The sequence below is a fragment of the Pandoraea sp. E26 genome (assembly GCF_000681415.1).
GTDB classification, from domain to species: Bacteria; Pseudomonadota; Gammaproteobacteria; order Burkholderiales; family Burkholderiaceae; genus Pandoraea; species Pandoraea pnomenusa.
Map to the genome: position 1 here is coordinate 41636 of NZ_AYXJ01000014.1, position 21906 is coordinate 63541.

A 21906-nucleotide genomic window follows, 5' to 3' on the forward strand; every position below is an offset into this window, starting at 1 on the left:
CCGATCGGCTTAGTTGCGCACCGGCTTGCCGGTTTGCAGCATGCCCATGATGCGTTCCTGGGTCTTCGACGTGCCCAGCAGTTCGATGAAGGCGCGACGCTCGAGTGCGAGCAGCCATTCTTCGTTCACGAGGCTGCCGGCTTCCACGTCGCCGCCGCACACGGCCTCGGCAATGCGTGAGGCAATCAGGAAGTCGTGCGCCGAGATGAAGTTGCCGTCGCGCATGTTCACGAGCGAGGCCTTGATCGTCGAGATGCCCGAGCGGCCGGCAACCGGAATGCCTGCCGGCTTGAGCGGCGGACGGTAGCCGGAGATCGCGAGCGCACGCGCTTCGTTGCGGGCAACCGAGAGCAGTTCGTGCACGTTGTAGACGATCGTGTCCGACGGCTTCAGGTAGCCCATGTCGCGCGCGTCGAGCGCCGAGGCCGAGACTTTCGCCATGGCCGCGTTGGTGAACGACTTGGTCACGAACTGCAGGTACTGCACGCTGCCCGCGGCAGTGGCGGCCTCGGCCGCGCGAATCGCCGCTTCCTTCAGACCGCCGCCGCCGGGCACGAGACCCACGCCGACTTCGACCAGCCCGATGTAGCTCTCGAGCGCCGCCACGCGCCGGGCGCTGTGGAGCAGCAGTTCGCAGCCGCCACCCAGCGCAATGCCCGAGACGGCCGAGACGACCGGCACCTGCGCATACTTCACGCGCATCATGCCGTCCTGGAATTTCTTGATGAAAGGCTCGATGCCCTTCGCGCCGCCCATCATGAACGCCGGCATGGCGGCCTCCAGATCGGCGCCGGCGGAGAACGGACCGCCCGGCGCGCCGAGCTTGAGCGACGTGGGCTGCCACACGACGACACCGCGATACTGCTGCTCGGCGAGATCGATTGCGCGGGTCAGACCGTCGATGACAGCCGGCCCGATCGTGTTCATCTTGGTCTTGAACGAGACGATGAGCACATCGTCCTGGCCCGGCGTCTCGTCGACCCACAGACGCACCGCGTCGTTCTCCTCGATGGTCCTGCCGAACTTGCGCGGATCGGCGCTGGCGTCGCCCACGAGCGAGGCCGGGAATACCTGGCGCTGATACACCGGCAGCGTGCTGCGCGGCACGAAGGCGTCCTTGGCCGGGTTGTACGAACCCTCTGCCGTATGGACACCACCGGCGTCGGCCACCTTGCCGCTCGTGACCCACTTGGGCAGCGGCGCGCTCGACAGGGCCTTGCCCGCGTCGATATCTTCCTGCACCCACTGCGCGATGTCCTTCCACCCGGCGGCCTGCCAGTCCTCGAACGGACCGGTGGTCCAGCCGAAGCCCCAGCGAATCGCGAAGTCCACGTCGCGAGCGTTATCGGCGATCTGCTCGAGATACACGCCGATGTAGTGGAACACGTCGCGGAACACCGCCCACAGGAATTGCGCCTGCGGATGGGTCGATTCGCGCAACAGGCGCAAGCGTTCGGCAGGCGCCTTCTTCAGAATGCGCACGACCATCTCGTCGGCCTTCTTGCCCGACTCCACGTACTCGCCCGACTGCGGGTCGAGCACCTTGATGGCCTTGCCCTCCTTCCGGTAGAAGCCGGCGCCGGACTTCTGGCCCAGCGCGCCCTTGTCCACCAGCGCCTTGAGCACCGGCGGCGTGGCGTACACCGGCGCGAACGGGTCGTCCTTGAGGCCGTCCTGCATCGTCTTGATGACGTGCGCCATGGTGTCCAGACCGACCACGTCGGCCGTGCGGAACGTGGCGGACTTGGCCCGGCCGAGCTTGCTGCCCGTGAGATCGTCGACGACGTCGAAGGCGATGCCGTACTTCTGGGCTTCGGCGAACACCGCAAGAATCGAAAACACGCCCACGCGGTTGGCGATGAAGTTCGGCGTGTCCTTCGCGCGCACCACACCCTTGCCGAGCGTGGACGTGAGGAACGTTTCGAGCTGGTCGAGGATCGCGGGCTCGGTCGTGGCGGTCGGGATCAGCTCGACCAGATGCATGTAGCGCGGCGGATTGAAGAAGTGCACGCCACAGAAGCGCGCCTTCAGATCGGCGTCGAAGCCTTCCGAGAGTTCGGTGATCGACAGGCCCGACGTGTTCGACGCGAAAATGGCGTGCTTGGCCAGGTGCGGCGCGACCTTCTTGTACAGATCGTGCTTCCAGTCCATGCGCTCGGCGATCGCCTCGATCACCACGTCGCAGCTCGCCAGCTTCTCGAGATCGTCCTCATAGTTGGCGACCTCGATGTACTGCGCGTCCGCCTTGTCGGCGAACGGCGCCGGGCTCAGCTTCTTCAGGCCGTCGATGGCACGCGTGACGATGCCGTTCTTCGGGCCTTCCTTGGCCGGCAGGTCGAACAGCACGACAGGCACTTTCGCGTTGACGAGGTGCGCGGCAATCTGCGCGCCCATCACGCCGGCGCCGAGCACGGCGACCTTGCGCACGACCAGGGGTTTGTTGGTTTGACTCACGGTGATCTCCTCCGCTCTCAGAACAGGTCGACGTCGATGTCCATCAGCGTCTTCGCGCCGGCACGGGCCATGCGGATTTGCGACGCGGTCTCGGGCAGCAGCTTGGCGAAGTAGAAACGCGCGGTGGCGAGCTTCGATGCGTAAAACTTGTCGCCGCTGCCTTGCTTGTCCAGCGCAATGCGCGCCATGCGCGCCCAGAAGTACGCGAACACGAGATGACCGACCACGCGCTGGTACGGCACCGAAGCGGCGCCGACTTCATCCGGATTGGCCATCGCCTTCATGCCGATTTCCATCGTCAGCTTCTGCACCTTGTCGCCGATGTCCGCGAGCGGATTGACGAACTCCTGCATCTCTTCCTTCGTGCCTTCGGCTTCGACGAAATCCTGCACGAGCTTGCCGAACTTCTTGAGCTTGGCGCCCATGTCGCCGAGGACCTTGCGACCGAGCAGGTCGAGGGCCTGAATCGAATTGGTGCCCTCATAGATCATGTTGATACGCGCGTCGCGCACGTACTGCTCCATGCCCCACTCGGAAATGAAGCCGTGCCCGCCGTAGATCTGCAGAGCATGGTTCGTGCACTCGAAGGCGTTGTCCGTGAGAAATGCCTTGATGATCGGCGTGAGCAATGCGACCAGGTCGGCAGCTTCCTTGCGCTCGGCTTCGTCGCCGTGCGAGAGTTCCTTGTCGATGTGCAGTGCCGTCCAGTACGAGAAGGCGCGACCGCCCTCGACGTAGGCCTTCTGCGTGAGCAGCATACGACGCACGTCCGGATGCACGATGATCGGGTCGGCCGGCTTGTCCGGCGCCTTCGGGCCGGTGAGCGAGCGCATCTGGATGCGCTCTTTCGCGTACACGAGCGAGTTCTGGTAGGCAACTTCGGTCAGGCCGAGGCCTTGCATGCCCACGCCTTGGCGCGCGGCGTTCATCATCACGAACATGGCGTTCAGGCCCTTGTTCGGTTCGCCCACGAGCCAGCCCCTGGCGCCGTCGAGGTTCATCACGCAGGTCGCATTGCCGTGAATGCCCATCTTGTGTTCGATGGATCCGCACTTGATGCCGTTGCGCTCGCCCGGAGCGCCGTGGGCGTCAGGGATGAACTTCGGCACGACGAACAGTGAAATGCCCTTGGTGCCCGGGGGCGCGTCAGGCAGGCGCGCCAGCACGAGATGGACGATGTTGGCGGCCATGTCGTGCTCGCCCGCCGAGATGAAGATCTTGGTGCCCGAGATGGCGTACGAACCGTCGCCGTTCGGCTCGGCCTTCGTGCGCAGCATGCCGAGATCGGTGCCGCAGTGCGGCTCGGTCAGGCACATCGTGCCGGTCCACTCGCCCGACACGATCTTCGGCAGATAGGTGGCCTGTTGTTCGGGGGTGCCGTGCGCATGCAGGCATTCGTAGGCGCCATGCGACAGCCCCGGATACATCGTCCAGGCCTGGTTGGCGGAGTTGAGCATTTCGTACAGGGCGTTGTTCACGACCTGCGGCAGCCCCTGGCCGCCGAATTCGGGATCGCACGCCAGCGCGGGCCAGCCGGCCTCGACGTACTGTTGGTAGGCCTGCTTGAAGCCGGTCGGCGTGGTGACCACGCCGTCGCCTTCGTACTTGCACCCTTCGCGATCGCCCACCTGGTTCAGGGGGAAGACCACTTCGCTACAGAACTTGCCGGCTTCCTCGAGCACCTGATTGATGGTGTCGGCATCGATGTCCGCGTGCTTCGGCATTGCCTTCAATTCGTTTTCCACGCCCAGCAGTTCGTGCAGAACGAATTGCATGTCGCGCAGCGGCGCGTTGTACTGTCCCATGACCTACTCCTCCGAACAAATCGACTCGAATCGCGGACGGCTCGCGCCTCACCCGCGCTGATAAGACGAAATCAGCTTTTCCAGTGCCACCCGGGTCATCTCGACGGCGCCCGGCTCCCGAAGGAAGCGCGCGTCGTGATGCAGGCCGAGTGTCAGGCTGTACATTTCGAAGAGCATCAGTCGCGGATCGGTGTCCGCACGCAGATGTCCCTCCTCCTTCGCTTGCGTGATCGCGCGCAGCAGGGCGGCACGCCACAGTCGCACACTCTTCACCAAGGCTTCGCGCACCGGACTGGCCGCGCGGTCGTCGTACTCGACGGCGCCGCTGATGTAGATGCAGCCCGTCGTGACTTCACGAATACGCTTGTCCATCCAGCGATCCACCAGCGCTCTGAGTCGCGGCAAACCGCGCGGTGCTTCCATGCTCGGTGCGAACACCTCGGCTTCGAAGCGCCGGTGGTATTCCATCAGCACCTCGATCTGCAAGTCCTCGCGCGAACCGAAATGCGCGAAAACACCGCTCTTGCTCATGTGCATGCGATCGGCCAGCAAGCCGATCGTCAGCCCCTCGAGTCCATCCCGCCCCGCCAGTTCCAGCGCGGCATTCAGAATGGCGGCACGTGTCTGTTCACCCTTTCGCATGTGTATGGCATCGCTTTGGTTATCCGTTCTCCGATGCTAACCAAAAAATCGAACGGCCGTCCTATTATTGAGGGACGTCCATGGGCGAACAAGGAATTTATTAGATCGGAATACCTAATCGGTATCGTTGCCGAGAGGGGCATCCGGCGGCGCGGCGCAAGGCCCGACGAGCGCGGGCGACGGTGCGGGATCAGTCGTATTTGCCGCGCGTGAGCAGCTTCATCACGAGGCGATAGAGCCGATAGGCGGCCCATTGGCGCAGGCGTCGCCAGCGCGAGCGCCCACCGTAGCGATCGGGGTCGATGCGGCGGGCCTCGCCGAACGCGCGCCGGATATGATCGCGCAGCTGGATCACCAGCGGGTCGTCGAGCACGACCACATTGGCTTCGTGGTTCACGAACAGGGATAGCGCGTCGAGATTCGAGGAGCCGACTGTCGCCCAGACATCGTCGACGACCGCCACCTTGCCGTGCAACTGCCGCATGTCGTACTCGCCGATGTGCACACCGGCGTCGAGCAGCTTCGCGTAAAGCCATGGCACGGCGGCGTCGAGCAGGCGGAACTCCTTGCGCCCGATGAGCAGATGCACGGCCACGCCGCGCGCTGCCGCCTTCGAGAGCGCGCGGCGCAGCCGCCGTCCCGGCACGAAATACGGGTTCGCCAGCCAGACCTCGTGACGGGCGCGCCCCAGGGCGCGCAGATAAGCCTTCTCGACCGCGCGGCGATTATGCAGATTGTCGCGCGCGACGAAGGCCGCCTGTCCAGCGTAAGGGGCGTGGAGGCGCCCTCGCTGCCCCCGGCGCCGATGCCGGAACGGCGTGCCGAGATACCCCGGCGCAAGACGCATCCACTGGATATGGAACGCAATGCCGACCTCGGCCACGAGGGGGCCGCGGCATTGCACGGCAAAGTCCCAGCGCGGATGCTCCATGCGAAGGCCGCCGCCACCGTTGTAGTCGTCGATGACGTTGATCCCGCCCACGAACGCCACTTCGTGATCGACGACGGCGAGCTTGCGATGCGTGCGCGAAAAGCCGAACTTGCCGAACAGGCTGGGGTTGTAGATGCGGTGCTGCACGCCGGCTTCACGCCACTCGGCGAAGCAAGGCAGACGTCGGCTCGTGCCCACGCCGTCGGTAATTACGCGCACATTCACGCCACGCCGTGCCGCCCGTTGCAATGCCGCCGAAACGTTCTGCCCCGCGTCGTCGGCCTCGAAGATGTAGGTCTCGAGCGCGACATCGCGCGTGGCCTTGTCGATCGCGTCGACCAGTGCGGTGAAGTAGTTCTGACCGAGATAGAGCAGCGTCAGATCGTTATCGCGGGAGAACGGCAGATACTTGCTCATTGGCGCGACGTGGCGTGTGCGGCTACCGCACGCGCCGCGGCAATTGCCGGATGGCGTCGCCGTTCGATGGCGAAAAACACCGCGCGGCGGCCTCCTCCCACGGCAGCCACGCATACGCCACATGCTCACGCGGGGCGAGCGTCACGGGTGTGTTCTCGGGCACGCACAGGCCAAACCAGTGCTCCGTATTGCGCGTGACGCCCGGGGCGTACCGATGCGCCCATCGCGGATAGATGTTGTACTGGATTTCGTGCTGCCAATCGATCAGCGCGTCTTCCGGGACCGCTGTACCGTTTGCCACGCGAATGCCCGTCTCCTCGAAGACTTCGCGCGCGGCGGTCTCGAAAAGCGGTTCGTCGAGCCGGTCCTTGCTGCCGGTGACCGACTGCCAGAAATTCTCGGCGTCGGCGCGTTCGATGAGCAGGACGTCGAGCGCTGGCGTGTAGATCACGACGAGGACCGATTCGGGAATCTTGAAAGGCTTCATGCAGGCTGCGGTTGTCGATGGCGGCGCCGACGGCCGGCGCCGATGATGCATTGTATAGGGCACGCACGACATTGCGATACCGACAGGTCGCCCATCGGATAGCCGTGACCGTGCGACGGTCCGACTGTCAGCGCACATCCCGGTCCGTCCCGTCGCGCACGGCCAACGCCAGCGGGATCCGTGTCGATGTCCGCATCGGCACCTGAAAAAAACAAACCCCCTCGCCTTGACGGCAGAGGGGGTTCGAAACGTCGCACCGGGCCGGTGAGCGGCCCCCGGCGCAGGCGTCAGGCCTTCGGAGCTTCGGGCTGGCGCAGACGGATGTGCAGTTCGCGCAGTTGACGCTCGTCGACCGGCGACGGTGCTTGCGTGAGCAGATCCTGCGCGCGTTGCGTCTTCGGGAAGGCGATCACGTCGCGGATCGAATCGGCGCCGGCCATCATCGTGATGATGCGGTCCAGGCCGAACGCGATACCACCGTGCGGCGGCGCGCCGTACTGGAGCGCGTCGAGCAGGAAGCCGAACTTCGCGCGGGCTTCTTCCTCACCGAGCTTGAGCGCACGGAACACCTTGCTCTGCACGTCTTCCTGGAAGATACGAACCGAACCGCCGCCGATTTCCCAGCCGTTGAGCACCATGTCGTAGGCCTTCGCCAGGCACTTGCCCGGGTCGGTCTCGAGGTAGTCGATGTGCTCGTCCTTCGGGCTCGTGAACGGGTGGTGGCAGGCGACCCAGCGGGCGTCGTCCTCGTCGTACTCGAACATCGGGAAGTCGACGACCCACAGCGGGCGCCAGCCGGCTTCGAACAGACCGTGGCTCTTGCCGAACTCCGAGTGGCCGATCTTCAGGCGCAGTGCGCCGATGCCGTCGTTGACGACCTTGGCCTTGTCCGCGCCGAAGAAGATGATGTCGCCGTCCTGTGCACCGGTGCGCTCGAGAATCGAGGCAATGGCGGCGTCGTGCAGGTTCTTCACGATCGGGCTTTGCAGACCGTCGCGGCCCTTGGCCACTTCGTTGACCTTGATCCAGGCCAGGCCCTTCGCGCCATAGATCTTCACGAATTCCGTATACGCGTCGATTTCGCTACGCGAGATCTCGGCACCGCCCGGCACGCGCAACGCCACCACGCGGCCGCCTTCGGTCGTGGCAGGCACCGAGAACACCTTGAAGTCGACGTCGCCCATCACGTCGGTCAGCTCGGTGAATTCAAGCTTCACGCGCAGGTCCGGCTTGTCCGAACCGAAGCGGCGCATCGCTTCCGAGTACTCCATGACGGGAACCTTGGCGTCGAGCTCGACGCCGATGGCTTCCTTGAACACGTGACGGATCATGTTCTCGAACAGATCGCGGATTTCCTGCTCCGAGAGGAACGAGGTCTCGCAGTCGATCTGGGTGAACTCCGGCTGGCGGTCGGCGCGCAGGTCCTCGTCGCGGAAGCACTTGGTGATCTGGTAGTAGCGGTCGAAGCCGGCCACCATCAGCAGCTGCTTGAAGAGCTGCGGCGATTGCGGCAGTGCAAAGAACTGGCCGGCGTTCACGCGGGAGGGCACCAGATAGTCGCGGGCGCCTTCCGGGGTGCTCTTGGTGAGCATCGGCGTTTCGATATCGATGAAACCTTGTGCGTCGAGATACTTGCGCACTTCCATCGCCACCTTGTAGCGCAGGCGCAGGTTGTACTGCATTTGCGGACGGCGCAGGTCCAGCACGCGATGCGTGAGGCGCGTGGTTTCCGAGAGGTTTTCGTCGTCGAGCTGGAACGGGGGCGTGACCGAGGCGTTGAGCACCTGCAGTTCGTGGCACAGCACTTCGATCTTGCCGCTCGTGAGGTTGGCGTTCTCGGTGCCGGCCGGACGGCTGCGCACCAGGCCCGTGATCTGCACGCAGAACTCGTTGCGCAGGCCTTCGGCGACCTTGAACATCTCCGCGCGGTCCGGATCGCACACGACCTGCACCAGACCTTCGCGATCGCGCAGGTCGATGAAGATGACCCCGCCGTGATCACGGCGGCGATTGACCCAGCCACAAAGCTTGACCGTTTGGCCCAGTTGTTGCTCGGTCACCAGACCGCAGTAGGAGGTACGCATGGACATTTTGCTGTTCCGATTTTCAAAAATATGACGCCGACGGATCCCGGTGGCTCACAGGAGCGGACCGGGACGTTGCTGGCGCGGGTTGTGGGCGGGCGCCACCACGCCCATCGATACGATGTACTTGAGGGCGGCGTCGACCGTCATGTCGAGCTCGATCACGTCGCTCGCCCGCATCATCAGGAAGAAGCCCGAGGTCGGGTTCGGCGTCGTCGGGACATAGACGCTCACGTACTCGCCCTGCAAGTGATTGACGACATCGCCGCCCGGCGCGCCGGTCAGGAAGGCGATGGTCCAGGAGTCCGCGTGCGGATACCGCACGAGCAATGCCTTGCGAAACGCGTTACCGTTGCTCGAGAGCAATGTATCGGACACCTGCTTGACGCTGCCGTACAGCGGTCCGACCACGGGAATGCGCGTCAGAATGGCCTCCCACCAGCCGACCAGCTTCTGGCCAATGAAATTATGCGCCAGAAGGCCGACGACGAACACGAATGCCAGCGTGACCACCACCCCGAAGCCGGGCACCCGCATGCCGATGAGGCGCGAGGGCTGCCACTCGTCCGGCAGCAGCAGCAGGGTCTGGTCCATCGTGCCGATGATCAGCCCGAGCACCCACAGGGTGATGGCCAGCGGCACGAGCACGAGCAGGCCGGTCAGGAAAATCGTCTTCAACGCGGGTTTTTTGACGCTCATGGCAGGACTCGTGAATGTGGGCCGGGGGTGTCAGCGGCGGATTCGGATCAGTGGCAGGCGCAGCCGCCACCGCAGGCAGCCGGTGCGCTCGACGATTCGCCGCCCGAAGACGACGACGCGCCGCTCTCGCCCGATGCGGCTGCCGGGGACGACGAAGCGGACGAAGCGGACGAAGCGGCCGAAGCCGACGACGGCGCGCCCGAAGCCGGGGCACTGGCGCCGCCCGATCCGCCACGGAAATCGGTCACATACCATCCCGAGCCCTTGAGCTGGAACCCGGCCGCCGTTACCTGCTTGCGAAACGAGTCCTTGCCGCATTCCGGGCACTGGGTGAGCGGTGCATCGCTCATTTTTTGCAGCACATCCTTGGCGAAACCGCATGTTTCGCAACGATAGGCATAGATTGGCATGATTCTTTCTGACGGAAAAAGGCGCGCAAAGCCTTGAATTATAACCGCTTCACAAGGCTTTCGGGATGAGTCCGCAGATATATGGGGCCGCACCGGGCCAAGATCAAGAGGCGGCGCGCCTCGCCTCGAGTACGGCCGTCCCGCCCGGTGGCACAAGCCCTGCCATCGCGGGAAGTCCGCGGGCCTGCGGACGATGCCGCGGCCCCGCCGACGCCAGATCGGTCAGATCGTCGAGATCTGCTGTTCCGGCGGCTGCCGACGCGCCGAGGCCGGCTGCAGCAACGAACCGACGACCATGCCCGCGATCGAGGCGATCAGGCCGGCCAGTTGCGGCGGCACCGTCGCATCCGGGGCAAACGCTTCGCAGGCGAGCCACACGATCAGGCCGCCGAACACGGACAGCGTGCCGCCCAGCGAGCTCGAACGCTTCCAGTAGACACCGAAGGCCAGCGGCACAAAGCAGCACACGAGCGTGACCTTGTAGGCGCTTTCCACCATCTGGAAGATCGACGCGGTCGAATTGAGCGCGTACACCAGCACGAGCGCCGTGAAGCACAGCACGACGATACGCATCAGGCGCAGCAGGTGCTTGTCGTCGATCCGGCCCTTGAGCATCGGGCGCACGATGTTCTCCGCGAACGTCACCGACGGGGCGAGCAGCGTGGCGGACGCGCAACTCTTGATGGCCGACAGCAGCGCACCGAAGAACATCACCTGCGCCACGATCGGCACGCTGGTGAGCACCAGCTGCGGCAGGATCTGCTGTGGATCGGTGCCGATGTACTTCTGCACCATCGACGGCGCGATCAGCAGCGCGGAGTAGGCCAGGAAAATCGGGATGAACGTGAAGAAGAAGTACAGCACGCCGCCGGTCACCGAACCGGCCACCGCCACGTTTTCGGACTTCGACGACATCACGCGCTGGAACACGTCCTGCTGCGGTATCGAGCCGAACATCATGGTGATGCCCGCCGCGATGAACGCGAGCACGTCGGCGGGGTTCATCTCCGGCAGGAACACGAACTTGCCGGCTTCCGAGGCGTGGGCGATCACGGCGCTCGCGCCGCCCGGCACCATGCCCGAGACGACGACCGCGATGTAGATCAGCCCCACGACGATGATGATCATCTGGATGAAGTCGGTCACGGCCACCGAGATCATGCCGCCCAGCAGCGTGTAGGCCAGCACGGAGATGGCACCGATGATCATGCCGGTGGGTTCCGACATGGCACCGCCCGATACCGTATGGAACACGAGGCCGAGCGCCTTGATCTGCGCGCCCACCCAGCCGAGGTACGAGATCACGATGGCGATGCTCGTCACCACCTCGACCGTGCGGTTGTATTTGAGCTTGTAGAAGTCGCCGATCGTCATGAGGTTCATGCGATACAGCTTGCGGGCGAAGAACATGCCGACGAGCACCAGGCACATCGACGAGCCGAACGGGTCCGAGACCACGCCGCGCAATCCCTCGCCGAGGAACGTGGCCGGAATGCCGAGCACCGCTTCCGAGCCGAACCAGGTGGCGAACACCACGGCGATGACCATGCCATACGGCAGGCGACGGCCGGCGACGGTGAAATCCTTGGTATTGCGGACCTTGAGGGCGGCCAGCAGCCCGATGGCCACCGAAATGACCCAGTACAGAATGACAAACCAAATCAGCATAACGCGGCCCCAGCCAAGCCCCAGGGCGACAGCTCCCGGCAGGCAGCGCCGCGCCGGGGCATGATCCGGCCGCATGTGGCCGCCCGCGCGCTAACGATACCTTGCCATGGGCCGCAGCCTTCCGGGCAACAGAAAATCAGGTCGGTGCATGACGGGGCTGATGCGATTCAGCACTCGGGGGCGCCCGTTTTGCCACCTGGCGAAAAAATTTTCGGCCGATTATAGCGGCGGTGAAGACGCGCGGGGAAAAAATCACAATTCCCGCGGGCAATCGTGGCAAATATCGGGAAATACCTAGTGTCTGGGATGGCGTTGGCCACAGATGACGCTTAACAGAGGGCTTCCGCGTCCCTGCGCTCGCGCGGCCGCTTCAGCGCCGGCGCCAGACCATCCAGTATTCGGCGCCGGCGAAGACCGGTACGGAGTCCTCCACGAGCTGCTTCGTCTCACAGACGAAATCCCGACCCAGCAGTGCATCGAGGGCTTCGGGCGCGATGCCGAACGGCGGGCCTTTCGGCGTCTCGCGCAAAAAGAAATAGCCGGCCAGACGCGCCCCCGGCGCCAGCAACTGCGCCATCCGGTGGGCATAGTCCGGCCAGAGGTGGCGCGGCAATGCGCAGAGAAACGCCCGTTCGTAGATCAAGTCGGGCGCGAACGGGGGCATATAGGTGAAGAAGTCGGCTTGCTCGACGAGCGCGGCGCGCGGGCCGAGTTGCGCCCGGGCCGACTCGACGGCAACCGGTGAGAAGTCGATGGCTCGCACCGGCCAGCCCTGCGCGTCGAGCCACGCGGCTTCGTACGCCGAGCCGCACCCCGGAATCAGCGTGGCGCACGGCGCCGCTTCCTGTGCCACGAACTCCCGAAGCGCACGAGGCGCGCCGGCGGCGTCCCACGGCATGAACGCGTTGGCGAACCGCTCGTCCCAGAACGCGGCACTCGACGGATCGCGATGGGCGAAGGCGGGTACCGCCGGCGCGCCACTGTCCCGCGCACGCGTTTCGCCCGTGCCGGTCGCGGCCTCGGTGTGATCCGCCCCGCCCATGCCGGCCATCTCCGGGCCGTCGCCATCGCGCGGTGCGTGCAGCGGCCAGACCTTGGGGGACCACGACGGGAAGACGGACATGTTCGATTCCTTGGCAGGCGGCTCAGCTGTAGAGCCAGATGAATGCCGCCAGTATTCCGATGGAGATGCCGCCGACCAGGCAGAAGGCGCCGGTCAGCAAGCGATTCGTGCGACGTTGCTCCTGCAACAGCGCGAGCAGCAGCGTATCGTCCTGCGGTCGCGCATGCGCCGCAAGCGCCTGATGGATCAGGCGCGGCAACTGCGGCATCGTCTTGCTCCACTGGGGCGCTTCCGCCTTCAGGCGCTCGAGCCAGCCGCGCGGGCCGATCTGTTCGGCCATCCAGCGCTCGAGGAACGGTTTGGCTGTCTTCCAGAGGTCCAGATCCGGGTCGAGCTGGCGCCCGAGCCCCTCGATATTGAGCAGTGTCTTCTGGAGCAGCACGAGTTGCGGCTGAATCTCGACATTGAAGCGGCGCGACGTCTGGAACAGGCGCATGAGCACCAGGCCGAGCGAGATTTCCTTGAGGGGACGGTCGAAATACGGTTCGCAAACGGCACGGATCGCGCCCTCGAGTTCCTCCACACGGGTATCCGGCGGCACCCAGCCGGACTCCAGGTGCAGCGACGCCACCCGGTGGTAGTCGCGCCGGAAGAACGCCAGAAAGTTCTGCGCGAGATAATTCTTGTCGAATTCGGACAAGGCGCCCACGATGCCGCAATCGAGCGCGATGTAGCGCCCCAGCGTCGATGGCTCGAGGCTCACGAGAATATTGCCCGGGTGCATGTCGGCGTGGAAGAAGCCGTCGCGCAGGAACTGCGTGAAGAAGATCTCCACGCCCTCGCGCGCGAGCTTCTTCAGATCGACGCCGGCATCACGCAGCACCTCGATCTGGCTGATGGGCACGCCGCGCATGCGCTCCATCACGAGTACCGAGCTCGAGCTGAATTCCCAGTAGATCTCGGGCACCATCAGCATGCCTGAGTCGATGAAGTTGCGGCGCAGTTGCGCGGCGTTGGCGGCTTCACGCATCAGGTCGAGTTCGTCGTGCAGGTACTTGTCGAACTCCGCGACCACCTCGCGCGGCTTGAGGCGCTTGCCGTCTGGCCACAGTCGCTCCACCCAGCCGGCGAGATCGCGCATGAGCGCCAGATCGCTGTCGATCACGACGAGCATGTTCGGTCGCAGCACCTTGACCGCGACCTCCTTGCCGGCGTGCTCGCCCTCGCGAACGCGTGCGAAGTGCACCTGGGCAATCGACGCACTGGCCACTGGCGTGCGCTCGAACTCCACGAACACTTCCTCGAGCGGACGGCCCAGAGACTTCTCGATGCTTGCGCGCGCCACGTCCGGATCGAAAGGCGGTACCTGGTCCTGCAGGCGCGCCAGTTCCTGGGCGATGTCGGGCGGCATCAGGTCACGTCGCGTCGACAACACCTGGCCGAACTTCACGAAGATCGGGCCGAGCGATTCGAGGGCAAGTCGCAAACGCTCGCCGCGCGGCGCCTTGAGCCCCGAGCGGCCCAACGTCGCCACGCGCAGCAGCGCGCGCGTGACCGGATGCGGAATACTCGAGAGCACGAGCTCGTCGAGCCCATACCGATAGCAGACGATGAAAATCTTGATCAGACGCAGAAGACGCATTGGTCAGCGGCCTCCGTTGGTGCGCGGGACCGACGGCGCTGCGGCCCCGGGCGCGCCCTTGCGGCGCTCGATCTTCTCGATGCGCTTCTCGAGCCGGGCGAGATCGTCGCGCAGCGTGCCGATCTCGGTGCGCATGGCATCCAGGCGCGGTCGCGCCACCAGCATCGGATGCTCTTCCACGAGAAAGTCGGCGAGCGAGCGTGCGAGCGTGCCTCCGGTGCGCCGTGCACCGGCCACGGCCGCCTTGCCCGTCTCGGTCACGCGGTGCGCGGCGGCGTCGCCAATCACCTTGCTCAGGTCTTCGGCGACTTCCCAGCGCAGATGTTGAGCGAGATAGGACACGGTGTTGGCGAACTCGGCGTCGCCCTCGATCTTGACGTGACGCATGACGGCGGCCTGTCCACCGCCCGCGAAATCGGCCAGCGCCGCAGGCGGCACCGAGATGCCGACGTCGCAGGCGTGATCCGGTTCGGCGGCGGCGAGATAGCCGTCCTCGCCCACGCGCAGGCGCAGGTCGATCGCGGACATCGCCAGCCGGGCAGACGCGCCGACGTGATGACGCAAACGCTCGCGAGCCCAGGGTTCGCGGGCAAGCAGATGGTTCACGGTGGCGGCAAAGGCTTTGGCGGCTACGGTCATGAGCTTGGCGGCCGGCCGGCGCTGAACACCGGCCGTACCGAAAGACGCCGCCCGGCATGAAACGTTCGGACGGCAAAAACAAAAGAGCCCGCGTGCTGCGCGGGCTCTCATTGTAAGGCAGGTTACGCCAAAATCGTCGCGAGCTTAGCTGAGCTGCTGAATCCCGGCGAGCACCCAGCCACCGCTGCCGGTCACCGGCTTGGTCAGGTTCCACACCTCGTTGAACGGCTCGGCCGGGGCGCCTTCGGCTTCACGGATCAGACCGGAGAAGCGAACGCTCGCCATGTACTCGGTGGCCGTCTGCTCGATGCCGAGGAGCTCGGCGTCCAGTTGGACCACATCCGTACGGTTGTTCGCCTTGCCGCGCTCTTCGAGATCCATCTTGATTTCCGCGAACATCTGCGGCGTGGTGAACTCGTTGATGTCGGCCTGATCGCCCTTGTCCCAGGCGGCTTGCAGACGGTTGAAGTACACCTTCGCGCTGCGCAGGAAGCCCTCGGTATCGAAACCGGCGGGCACGCCAAACGGCTCGGCGGCGGCAGCGGCGCCAACGGACCCGGCGGCCCCGGCGGCGGCCGGCACGGCCGACAGCGACGGTTGGGTCGAGGACGAACCCGCCTGCGGCGCTTGCTGGCTGTCCCACGACTGGCGCAGCGAAGTGTTCGAGGCGTTCGACGCATCGGCGCCCGCGCCGGCGTAGGCCGGCGTCTGCTGCTGCGACTTGTTGCCGCGCAGACGGCGGATCAGCCAGATCACGGCAAACGCGATCAGCGCGATCACGATGGCATTGGCCATCATGCTGGCGAACGCACCGCCCAGGCCAAAGTGCGAGAGCAGCGCGGCAATGCCGAGGCCAGCGGCCAGACCGGCGATCGGGCCCAGCCAGCGGTTGGCCGGCTTGGCAGCTGCGGCGGCGCCCGCGGCACCTGCACCGGCGGCGGCCGGCGCGGCCTGGTTCGGCGCGGCGCCCGGGGTCGTCTGTGCCGGTTGCTGCGGGGTCGCCTGGCGTTGCGTGACGGTGTTGGACTGCTTGCCGATGCTCCGGCCGCCGCCAACGCGCTTGGCGTCAGCATCGGCGATCGTCATGCCGACCGCGATGACGCCGGCCACTACGCCCAACAACAGCTTGTTTTTCAGGAACTGGAACATCGTTCTGGTCTCTCCGTGGAGTTATCGGTTGCTGTCTACTGACAGGCGTCGACCCGAATGGTTCAGGGCAATTTCATGCACCGAAACCAGGGGACGCGTGAGGGGATCCTGACACAGCAAAATTAGTCAGAAATTAGCGAAGCGCCCCGGTGCGGGAATTTTCCGCGGACCGGGGCGCTTCGGCAACTTCATCGACTTCAGCGCAGCTCAGCGTAAGTGAGCGCTTATCCTCGAGGTATCAGAACTTGCGTCCGATGTGCAGTGCGACCACGCCGGCGGTCATGTTGTGGTATTCCACGCGCTCCAGTCCGGCGTCTTCCATGAGCGTCTTGAGCGTTTCCTGGTCCGGGTGCATGCGGATCGATTCGGCCAGATAGCGATAGCTGTCGGCGTCGCCCGCGATGCGCGAACCGAGCCACGGCAGCACCTTGAACGAGTAGGTGTCGTAGGCCTTCTCGAGCGGCTGCCACACCTTCGAGAACTCCAGCACCATGACCTTGCCGCCCGGCTTGATCACGCGCCGCATCTCCGCGAGCGCGGCATCCTTGTGGGTCATGTTGCGCAGACCGAACGCCACGGTCACCACGTCGAAATAGTTCGACGGGAACGGCAGCTTCTCGGCGTCGCAGAGCAGCGACGGGGTGACGATGCCGGCGTCGAGCAGCCGATCGCGGCCCACGCGCAGCATCGATTCGTTGATGTCGGTGAGCCAGACTTCGCCGGTCGGCCCGGCCGCGCGCGCGAACGCCTTCGAGAGGTCGCCCGTGCCGCCCGCGATGTCGAGCACCTTGAAGCCGGGCCGCACCGCGGCGCGCCCGATCGTGAACGCCTTCCAGACGCGATGCAGGCCGCCCGACATCAGATCGTTCATGATGTCGTACTTGTTCGCGACCGAATGGAACACCTCGGCCACCTTGCCGGCCTTGTCCTTCTCGTCGACGGTTTCATAACCGAAGTGGGTCTGTTGGCCCATTGCACATCTCCCTAATCATATAAGCGGGCGCACACTCGCAGCGCGTGCCCCGCCGGGGCCTCAGTGGTGGTGGCAGCCACCGGCGGCCGGCGACGGCATCGGCGTGTCGCGCTCGACACCTGCCGCCGCGAGCTTGTCCAGGTATTCCTGCCACAGGGCGTCCTGACGCACGCACAGCTCGTAGAGGTAGTCCCACGAATAGATGCCGGTGTCGTGCCCGTCGGAGAAGACGGGGCGCACCGCATAGTTTCCGATCGGCTCCAGGCCGGTGAGTTCGACGTCGCGCTTGCCGGTCTGGAGCGTCTCCTGCCCCGGGCCGTGACCGCGGACTTCCGCCGACGGCGAGAGCACGCGCAGGAATTCGAATGGCAGGCGGTAATGCTTGCCGTCCTCGTAACCGAGTTCCAGCACCTTCGAAGTGCGATGCAGCGTCAGGGAAACGGGAATCGGCGTGTCTTTCTCCAGCCCAGCCATGATCTTGCTCCAGAAGAATCGGTCGGCAGTATAGCCGCTCAGGCGCCGGCGGTCATGCCGGCCATGCGGCAACGCGCTTCAATTCTGCCACGATGGCCTCGCGCAGGGCCGGCAGCCGGGCGATGCGCGGCGCGAGCGCCGCCTCGGGCAGCGCGCGCTGCGGCGCGCTCCAGACCGAGCCGGGGAAATGCACGTCGTCGCGATAGCGGGGAATGACGTGCCAGTGCACATGCGGCACCATGTTACCCAGGCTCGCCACGTTGACCTTGTGCGGCGACAGCACGGCGCGCTGAGCCGTCTCCACGGCAAACACGGCGCGCATCACATGCTCGCGCGCCGCCTCGGGCAGATCGCTCATTTCGGCGACATGCGCGTGCCAGATCACCCTGGCGAACCCCGGGTAGCCGGCTTCGTCGGCCAGCACCACGCGCAGCACCGGATCGCGCCACACGACTTCACCGCCGTCGCCGGCGCAAAACGGACATTCCATGTTCGGTCTCCCTTCGTTGCGCTTCGTTGCGCTTCGTTGCGCTTCGGTGCACTTCGTTACGCTTCGTTGCGCTTCATCCCATTGCGTGACGCCAGGCGACGCCACGTGACACGCCGTCGTCCTTCGCCGCCCCTGGTCGCGCGGCGGTGTCCTTCAATGGCGCGCATAACGCCTCAATGCTTCCTGCCCTTCTTGCGCTTGCCGGTCGCCGGATCCACCGGACCGAGCGCCAGTTCGGCGAAATCGATCTCGCTGAGCATCTCGCGCAGCGTCTCGTCGTTGATGCGATGCGTGATGCGCAAGCGCGACAGTTCCACGCGTTCGGCCTGCAGCGCGGCTGCGCGCAAACGCCGCTCCACTTCCACATCGCGCACGGCGCGCGCGCGCATCTCTTCGGTCGCGCTTGCCGCGTTGAGCGCACGCCGGTAGCGCCCCATGACCCGGGCGGCCGCTTCCGCGCACACGGCGGTGTCCAGTTCGTCGCCCGACCTGGCGATCACCTTCTGCAACGACTCGATGGCGCGAATCGCCGCCTCGGACGCCGCCAGCCGAGCTTCGGCCATCTCCCGGTTGCGCGGGTCCTCGACCGGCCAGCGCACACCACGCAGCAGGATCGGCAGGCCGATGCTTCCTCCGATGAGCGACAGCAGGATGACCCCGGCGGCCAGAAAGATCAGCAGATCGCGCCCCGGGAAAGGGGCGCCGCCCGGCAGCGCGAGCGGCACCGACAGGGCGCCGGCCAGCGTCACCGCGCCGCGCACGCCCGAGAGCGCCGTCACGCCGGTAAAACGCATGCCGGGCTTCATCGTGATTTCCCCGCGACGCATGCCGAGGAAGTACATCACTCGCCACGCCGACCACACCCAGCAAAAGCGCAGCACGATGAGCACCGCCGAAATCGCGCCCACATAAGCCATCAACTCGCCGAGATTGAGCAACGTGCCCCACAGATGCTGGTTCGGTCGCAGCGCCGCGCGCACGATATCGGGCAATTGCAGGCCGAGCAGCACGAACACCGCGCCGTTGAACACGAATTCGAGCATCGACCACACGCCGTTGCCGAGAATGCGCGTGGCCGTGCGGCTGTTGAGCAGATCGGTCGAGCTCACGGTCATGCCCGCGGCCACGGCCGCGAGAATGCCCGAGAAGCCGAAATGCTCCGCCAGCAGATAGGCGGCAAACGGCATGAGCAGGAGCAGCAGCACGACCGTGGCCGGTTCCTCGTTGGAGACGTCGAGCACCCGGCGGTGAAATTGCGTGAAGAGCCAAGTCACCGCCCAGCCGGCGAGCAGGCCGCCGAGCGCGATGACGAAGAAGGAAAACGTGGCGTTGCCGATCGAGAACAGGCCGGTGGTGGCCGCCACGATGGCGAACTTGAACGCGACGAGGCCCGACGCATCGTTCATCATCGCTTCGCCTTCGAGCACGTGCATGAGACGCGTGGGCATGCGCAGGCGCCCGGTGAGCGCGGATACGGCCACCGCGTCGGTCGGCGAGAGCACGCCGCCGAGCGCAAACGCCACGGCCAGCGGTATCGACGGAATCATCCAGTGGATGAAGTACCCCACGCCGAGCACCGTGAAGATCACCAGACCGAGCGCCATGGCGATGATCGGCACGCGCAGGTGCCAGAACTCGCGCTTGGGCATGCGCCAGCCGTCGGCGAAGAGCAGCGGGGGAATGAACAGCAGGAAGAAGATCTCGGGGTCGAGATCGATGTGCAGCCCCGCGCCCGGCCAGGCGAGCGCGGCGCCCACGGCGATCTGCACCAGCGGCACCGGCAGGAATCGGACGAAGCTGACCAGCACGCCGGTCAGCGCCACCACGAACAGCAGGATCAGTGCTGTATAGACTACCTCCATGCCACCTCCGTGGTCCGTCGGTCAGGCCTCGGCCGCGTCCCGCGCAGGAGCATCACACCAGCACGCGTTCGATGCCGCCGTTGTTCGCGTCCTTCACGTAGTCCACCAGCCACTCGTCGCCCAGCACGTGCCTGGCGATTTCCACGACGATGTAGTCGGCCGTGACATTGGCGTCCTCGTTATAGCGCGACAGCCCTTGCAGGCACGACGGGCAGCTCGTGAGAATCTTCACGTCATCGACCTTGCCGTCGGCGCGCAGCTTCGCGGCGCCCTTGCGCATCTCCTCCTCCTTGCGGAAGCGGATCTGCGTCGAGATGTCGGGCCGCGTGACGGCCAGCGTGCCCGATTCGCCGCAGCAGCGATCGTTCTTCTCGATCTTGTACCCGTCGTTCTCGCTGCCCATCAGCTGGTTCACGAGCTTGACCGGGTCCATCGTCTTGATCGGCGTGTGGCACGGATCGTGATACATGTAGCGCGTACCGCCCACGCCGTCGAGCTTGACGCCCTTCTCGAGCAGGTATTCGTGAATGTCGACGATGCGGCAGCCCGGGAAGATCTTCTCGAACTCGTAGCCGGCGAGCTGATCGTAGCAAGTCCCGCACGACACCACCACGGTCTTGATGTCGAGGTAGTTCAGCGTATTCGCCATGCGATGGAACAGCACGCGGTTGTCCGTCACGATCTTCTCGGCCTTCTCGCCCTGCCCCGAGCCGCGCTGCGGATAGCCGCAACACAGGTAGCCCGGCGGCAGCACCGTCTGCACGCCCACGTGCCAGAGCATGGCCTGCGTGGCCAGACCGACCTGCGAGAACAGACGCTCCGAACCGCAGCCCGGGAAGTAGAACACCGCTTCCGAGTCCACCGTGGTGGCCTTCGGATCGCGAATGATCGGCACGACCTTGTTGTCTTCGATGTCGAGTAGCGCGCGCGCCGTCTTCTTGGGCAGATTGCCCGGCATCTTCTTGTTGACGAAGTGGATCACTTCCTCGCGCAGCGGCGGCTTGCCGACCGTGGCCGGCGGATGCGCCGTCTGCTTCTTCGCGAGCTTCTTGAAGATGTCGGCGCCGAAACGCTGCGCCTTGTAGCCCCAGTCGATCATCACTTTGCGGGTGATGTTGATCGTCTCGGGGTTGGTCGCGTTCAGGAAGAACATGCCGGCGGCCGAGCCCGGATTGAATTTCTTCTTGCCCATCTTGCGCAACAGGTTGCGCATGTTCATCGTCACGTCGCCGAAGTCGATCTTCACCGGGCACGGCGTCACGCACTTGTGACAGACGGTGCAGTGATCGGCCACGTCGTTGAACTCGTCCCAGTGCTTGATCGACACGCCCCGACGCGTCTGTTCCTCATAGAGGAACGCCTCGATGAGCAGCGACGTGGCGAGAATCTTGTTGCGCGGGCTGTAGAGCAGGTTCGCGCGCGGCACGTGCGTGGCGCACACCGGCTTGCACTTGCCGCAGCGCAGGCAGTCCTTCACGCTGTCGGCAATGGCGCCGATGTCCGACTGCTGCATGATGATCGACTCGTAGCCCATCAGCCCGAAGCTCGGCGTATAGGCATTGCGCAGGTCGGCAGGCAGGTCGGGCATGTCCAGCAGCTTGCCCTTGTTGAAGCGCCCCTCCGGATCCACGCGCATCTTGTAGGCGCGGAACTCGCCGATCTCGGCTTCCGTCAGGAACTCCAGCTTGGTAATGCCGATGCCGTGTTCGCCCGAGATCACGCCGTCGAGCGAGCGGGCGATGTCCATGATGCGGGCCACGGCCTTGTGCGCATCCTGGAGCATCTCGTAGTTATCCGAGTTCACCGGGATGTTGGTGTGCACGTTGCCGTCGCCGGCGTGCATGTGCAGCGCCACGAACACACGGCCATGCAGCACGCGCTTGTGAATCGCCTGCGCCTCGTCGAGGATCGGCTTGAACTCGGCGCCCGAGAAGATCTGGCGCAGTTCGGCGCGGATCTCCTGCTTCCACGACACCCGGACCGTGCGATCTTGCAGCAGGTCGATCAGACGCGTTTC

At 65.2% G+C, this 21906-nt stretch carries 17 protein-coding genes and 1 pseudogene; all 18 read right to left on the bottom strand.

Features of this window, described 5'->3' with window-relative positions:
- Positions 1 to 9: 9 nt before the first annotated feature.
- Positions 10 to 2454, bottom strand: a complete 2445-nt coding sequence (locus W930_RS0110225) for a 3-hydroxyacyl-CoA dehydrogenase/enoyl-CoA hydratase family protein (RefSeq protein WP_023873136.1) — start codon at positions 2452 to 2454, stop codon at positions 10 to 12.
- Positions 2455 to 2471: 17 nt separating this feature from the next.
- Entirely contained in the window at positions 2472 to 4259 is a 1788-nt protein-coding gene (locus tag W930_RS0110230; RefSeq protein WP_023873135.1) for an acyl-CoA dehydrogenase C-terminal domain-containing protein, read from the bottom strand.
- Between the two features lie 48 nt (positions 4260 to 4307).
- The gene (locus W930_RS0110235) at positions 4308 to 4901 is read right to left on the bottom strand and encodes a TetR/AcrR family transcriptional regulator (RefSeq protein ID WP_023597517.1); all 594 of its coding nucleotides are present in this window, start codon (positions 4899 to 4901) and stop codon (positions 4308 to 4310) included.
- Positions 4902 to 5091: 190 nt separating this feature from the next.
- Positions 5092 to 6249, bottom strand: a complete 1158-nt coding sequence (gene clsB / locus W930_RS0110240) for a cardiolipin synthase ClsB (RefSeq protein WP_023597518.1) — start codon at positions 6247 to 6249, stop codon at positions 5092 to 5094.
- 22 nt (positions 6250 to 6271) lie between these two features.
- The gene (gene nudB / locus W930_RS0110245) at positions 6272 to 6736 is read right to left on the bottom strand and encodes a dihydroneopterin triphosphate diphosphatase (RefSeq protein WP_023597519.1); all 465 of its coding nucleotides are present in this window, start codon (positions 6734 to 6736) and stop codon (positions 6272 to 6274) included.
- A 287-nt stretch (positions 6737 to 7023) separates the two neighbouring features.
- Positions 7024 to 8826: an aspartate--tRNA ligase gene (gene aspS / locus W930_RS0110250; RefSeq protein ID WP_023597520.1), complete on the bottom strand. Its 1803-nt coding sequence runs from the start codon at positions 8824 to 8826 to the stop codon at positions 7024 to 7026.
- Between the two features lie 48 nt (positions 8827 to 8874).
- Positions 8875 to 9519 (bottom strand): DUF502 domain-containing protein, encoded by a 645-nt coding sequence (locus W930_RS0110255; protein WP_023597521.1) that lies wholly within the window; start codon positions 9517 to 9519, stop codon positions 8875 to 8877.
- A gap of 47 nt (positions 9520 to 9566) precedes the next feature.
- Positions 9567 to 9929: an FmdB family zinc ribbon protein gene (locus W930_RS29575; protein ID WP_036641459.1), complete on the bottom strand. Its 363-nt coding sequence runs from the start codon at positions 9927 to 9929 to the stop codon at positions 9567 to 9569.
- A gap of 222 nt (positions 9930 to 10151) precedes the next feature.
- Entirely contained in the window at positions 10152 to 11597 is a 1446-nt protein-coding gene (locus tag W930_RS0110265; protein WP_023873132.1) for a sodium:solute symporter family protein, read from the bottom strand.
- A 370-nt stretch (positions 11598 to 11967) separates the two neighbouring features.
- Positions 11968 to 12639, bottom strand: coding sequence for a methyltransferase domain-containing protein (locus tag W930_RS26930; RefSeq protein WP_048806826.1), 672 nt, complete (start codon positions 12637 to 12639; stop codon positions 11968 to 11970).
- Positions 12640 to 12742: 103 nt separating this feature from the next.
- Positions 12743 to 14302, bottom strand: coding sequence for a ubiquinone biosynthesis regulatory protein kinase UbiB (gene ubiB / locus W930_RS0110275; protein WP_023873131.1), 1560 nt, complete (start codon positions 14300 to 14302; stop codon positions 12743 to 12745).
- Positions 14303 to 14305: 3 nt separating this feature from the next.
- Entirely contained in the window at positions 14306 to 14941 is a 636-nt protein-coding gene (locus W930_RS0110280) for an SCP2 domain-containing protein (RefSeq protein ID WP_023597526.1), read from the bottom strand.
- A gap of 144 nt (positions 14942 to 15085) precedes the next feature.
- Entirely contained in the window at positions 15086 to 16090 is a 1005-nt protein-coding gene (locus W930_RS0110285) for a Tim44 domain-containing protein (RefSeq protein ID WP_023597527.1), read from the bottom strand.
- A 238-nt stretch (positions 16091 to 16328) separates the two neighbouring features.
- The gene (gene ubiE, locus W930_RS0110290) at positions 16329 to 17063 is read right to left on the bottom strand and encodes a bifunctional demethylmenaquinone methyltransferase/2-methoxy-6-polyprenyl-1,4-benzoquinol methylase UbiE (RefSeq protein ID WP_023597528.1); all 735 of its coding nucleotides are present in this window, start codon (positions 17061 to 17063) and stop codon (positions 16329 to 16331) included.
- A gap of 60 nt (positions 17064 to 17123) precedes the next feature.
- Entirely contained in the window at positions 17124 to 17537 is a 414-nt protein-coding gene (locus W930_RS0110295; RefSeq protein WP_023597529.1) for a gamma-butyrobetaine hydroxylase-like domain-containing protein, read from the bottom strand.
- A gap of 52 nt (positions 17538 to 17589) precedes the next feature.
- The gene (locus W930_RS0110300) at positions 17590 to 18027 is read right to left on the bottom strand and encodes an HIT family protein (protein WP_023597530.1); all 438 of its coding nucleotides are present in this window, start codon (positions 18025 to 18027) and stop codon (positions 17590 to 17592) included.
- A gap of 173 nt (positions 18028 to 18200) precedes the next feature.
- Complete coding sequence (locus W930_RS26935) at positions 18201 to 19889, bottom strand: Na+/H+ antiporter (protein WP_023597531.1); 1689 nt, start codon at positions 19887 to 19889, stop codon at positions 18201 to 18203.
- Positions 19890 to 19941: 52 nt separating this feature from the next.
- Positions 19942 to 21885, bottom strand: a pseudogene (locus tag W930_RS31125) (DUF3400 domain-containing protein); the annotation flags it as partial.
- Positions 21886 to 21906 lie beyond the last annotated feature (21 nt).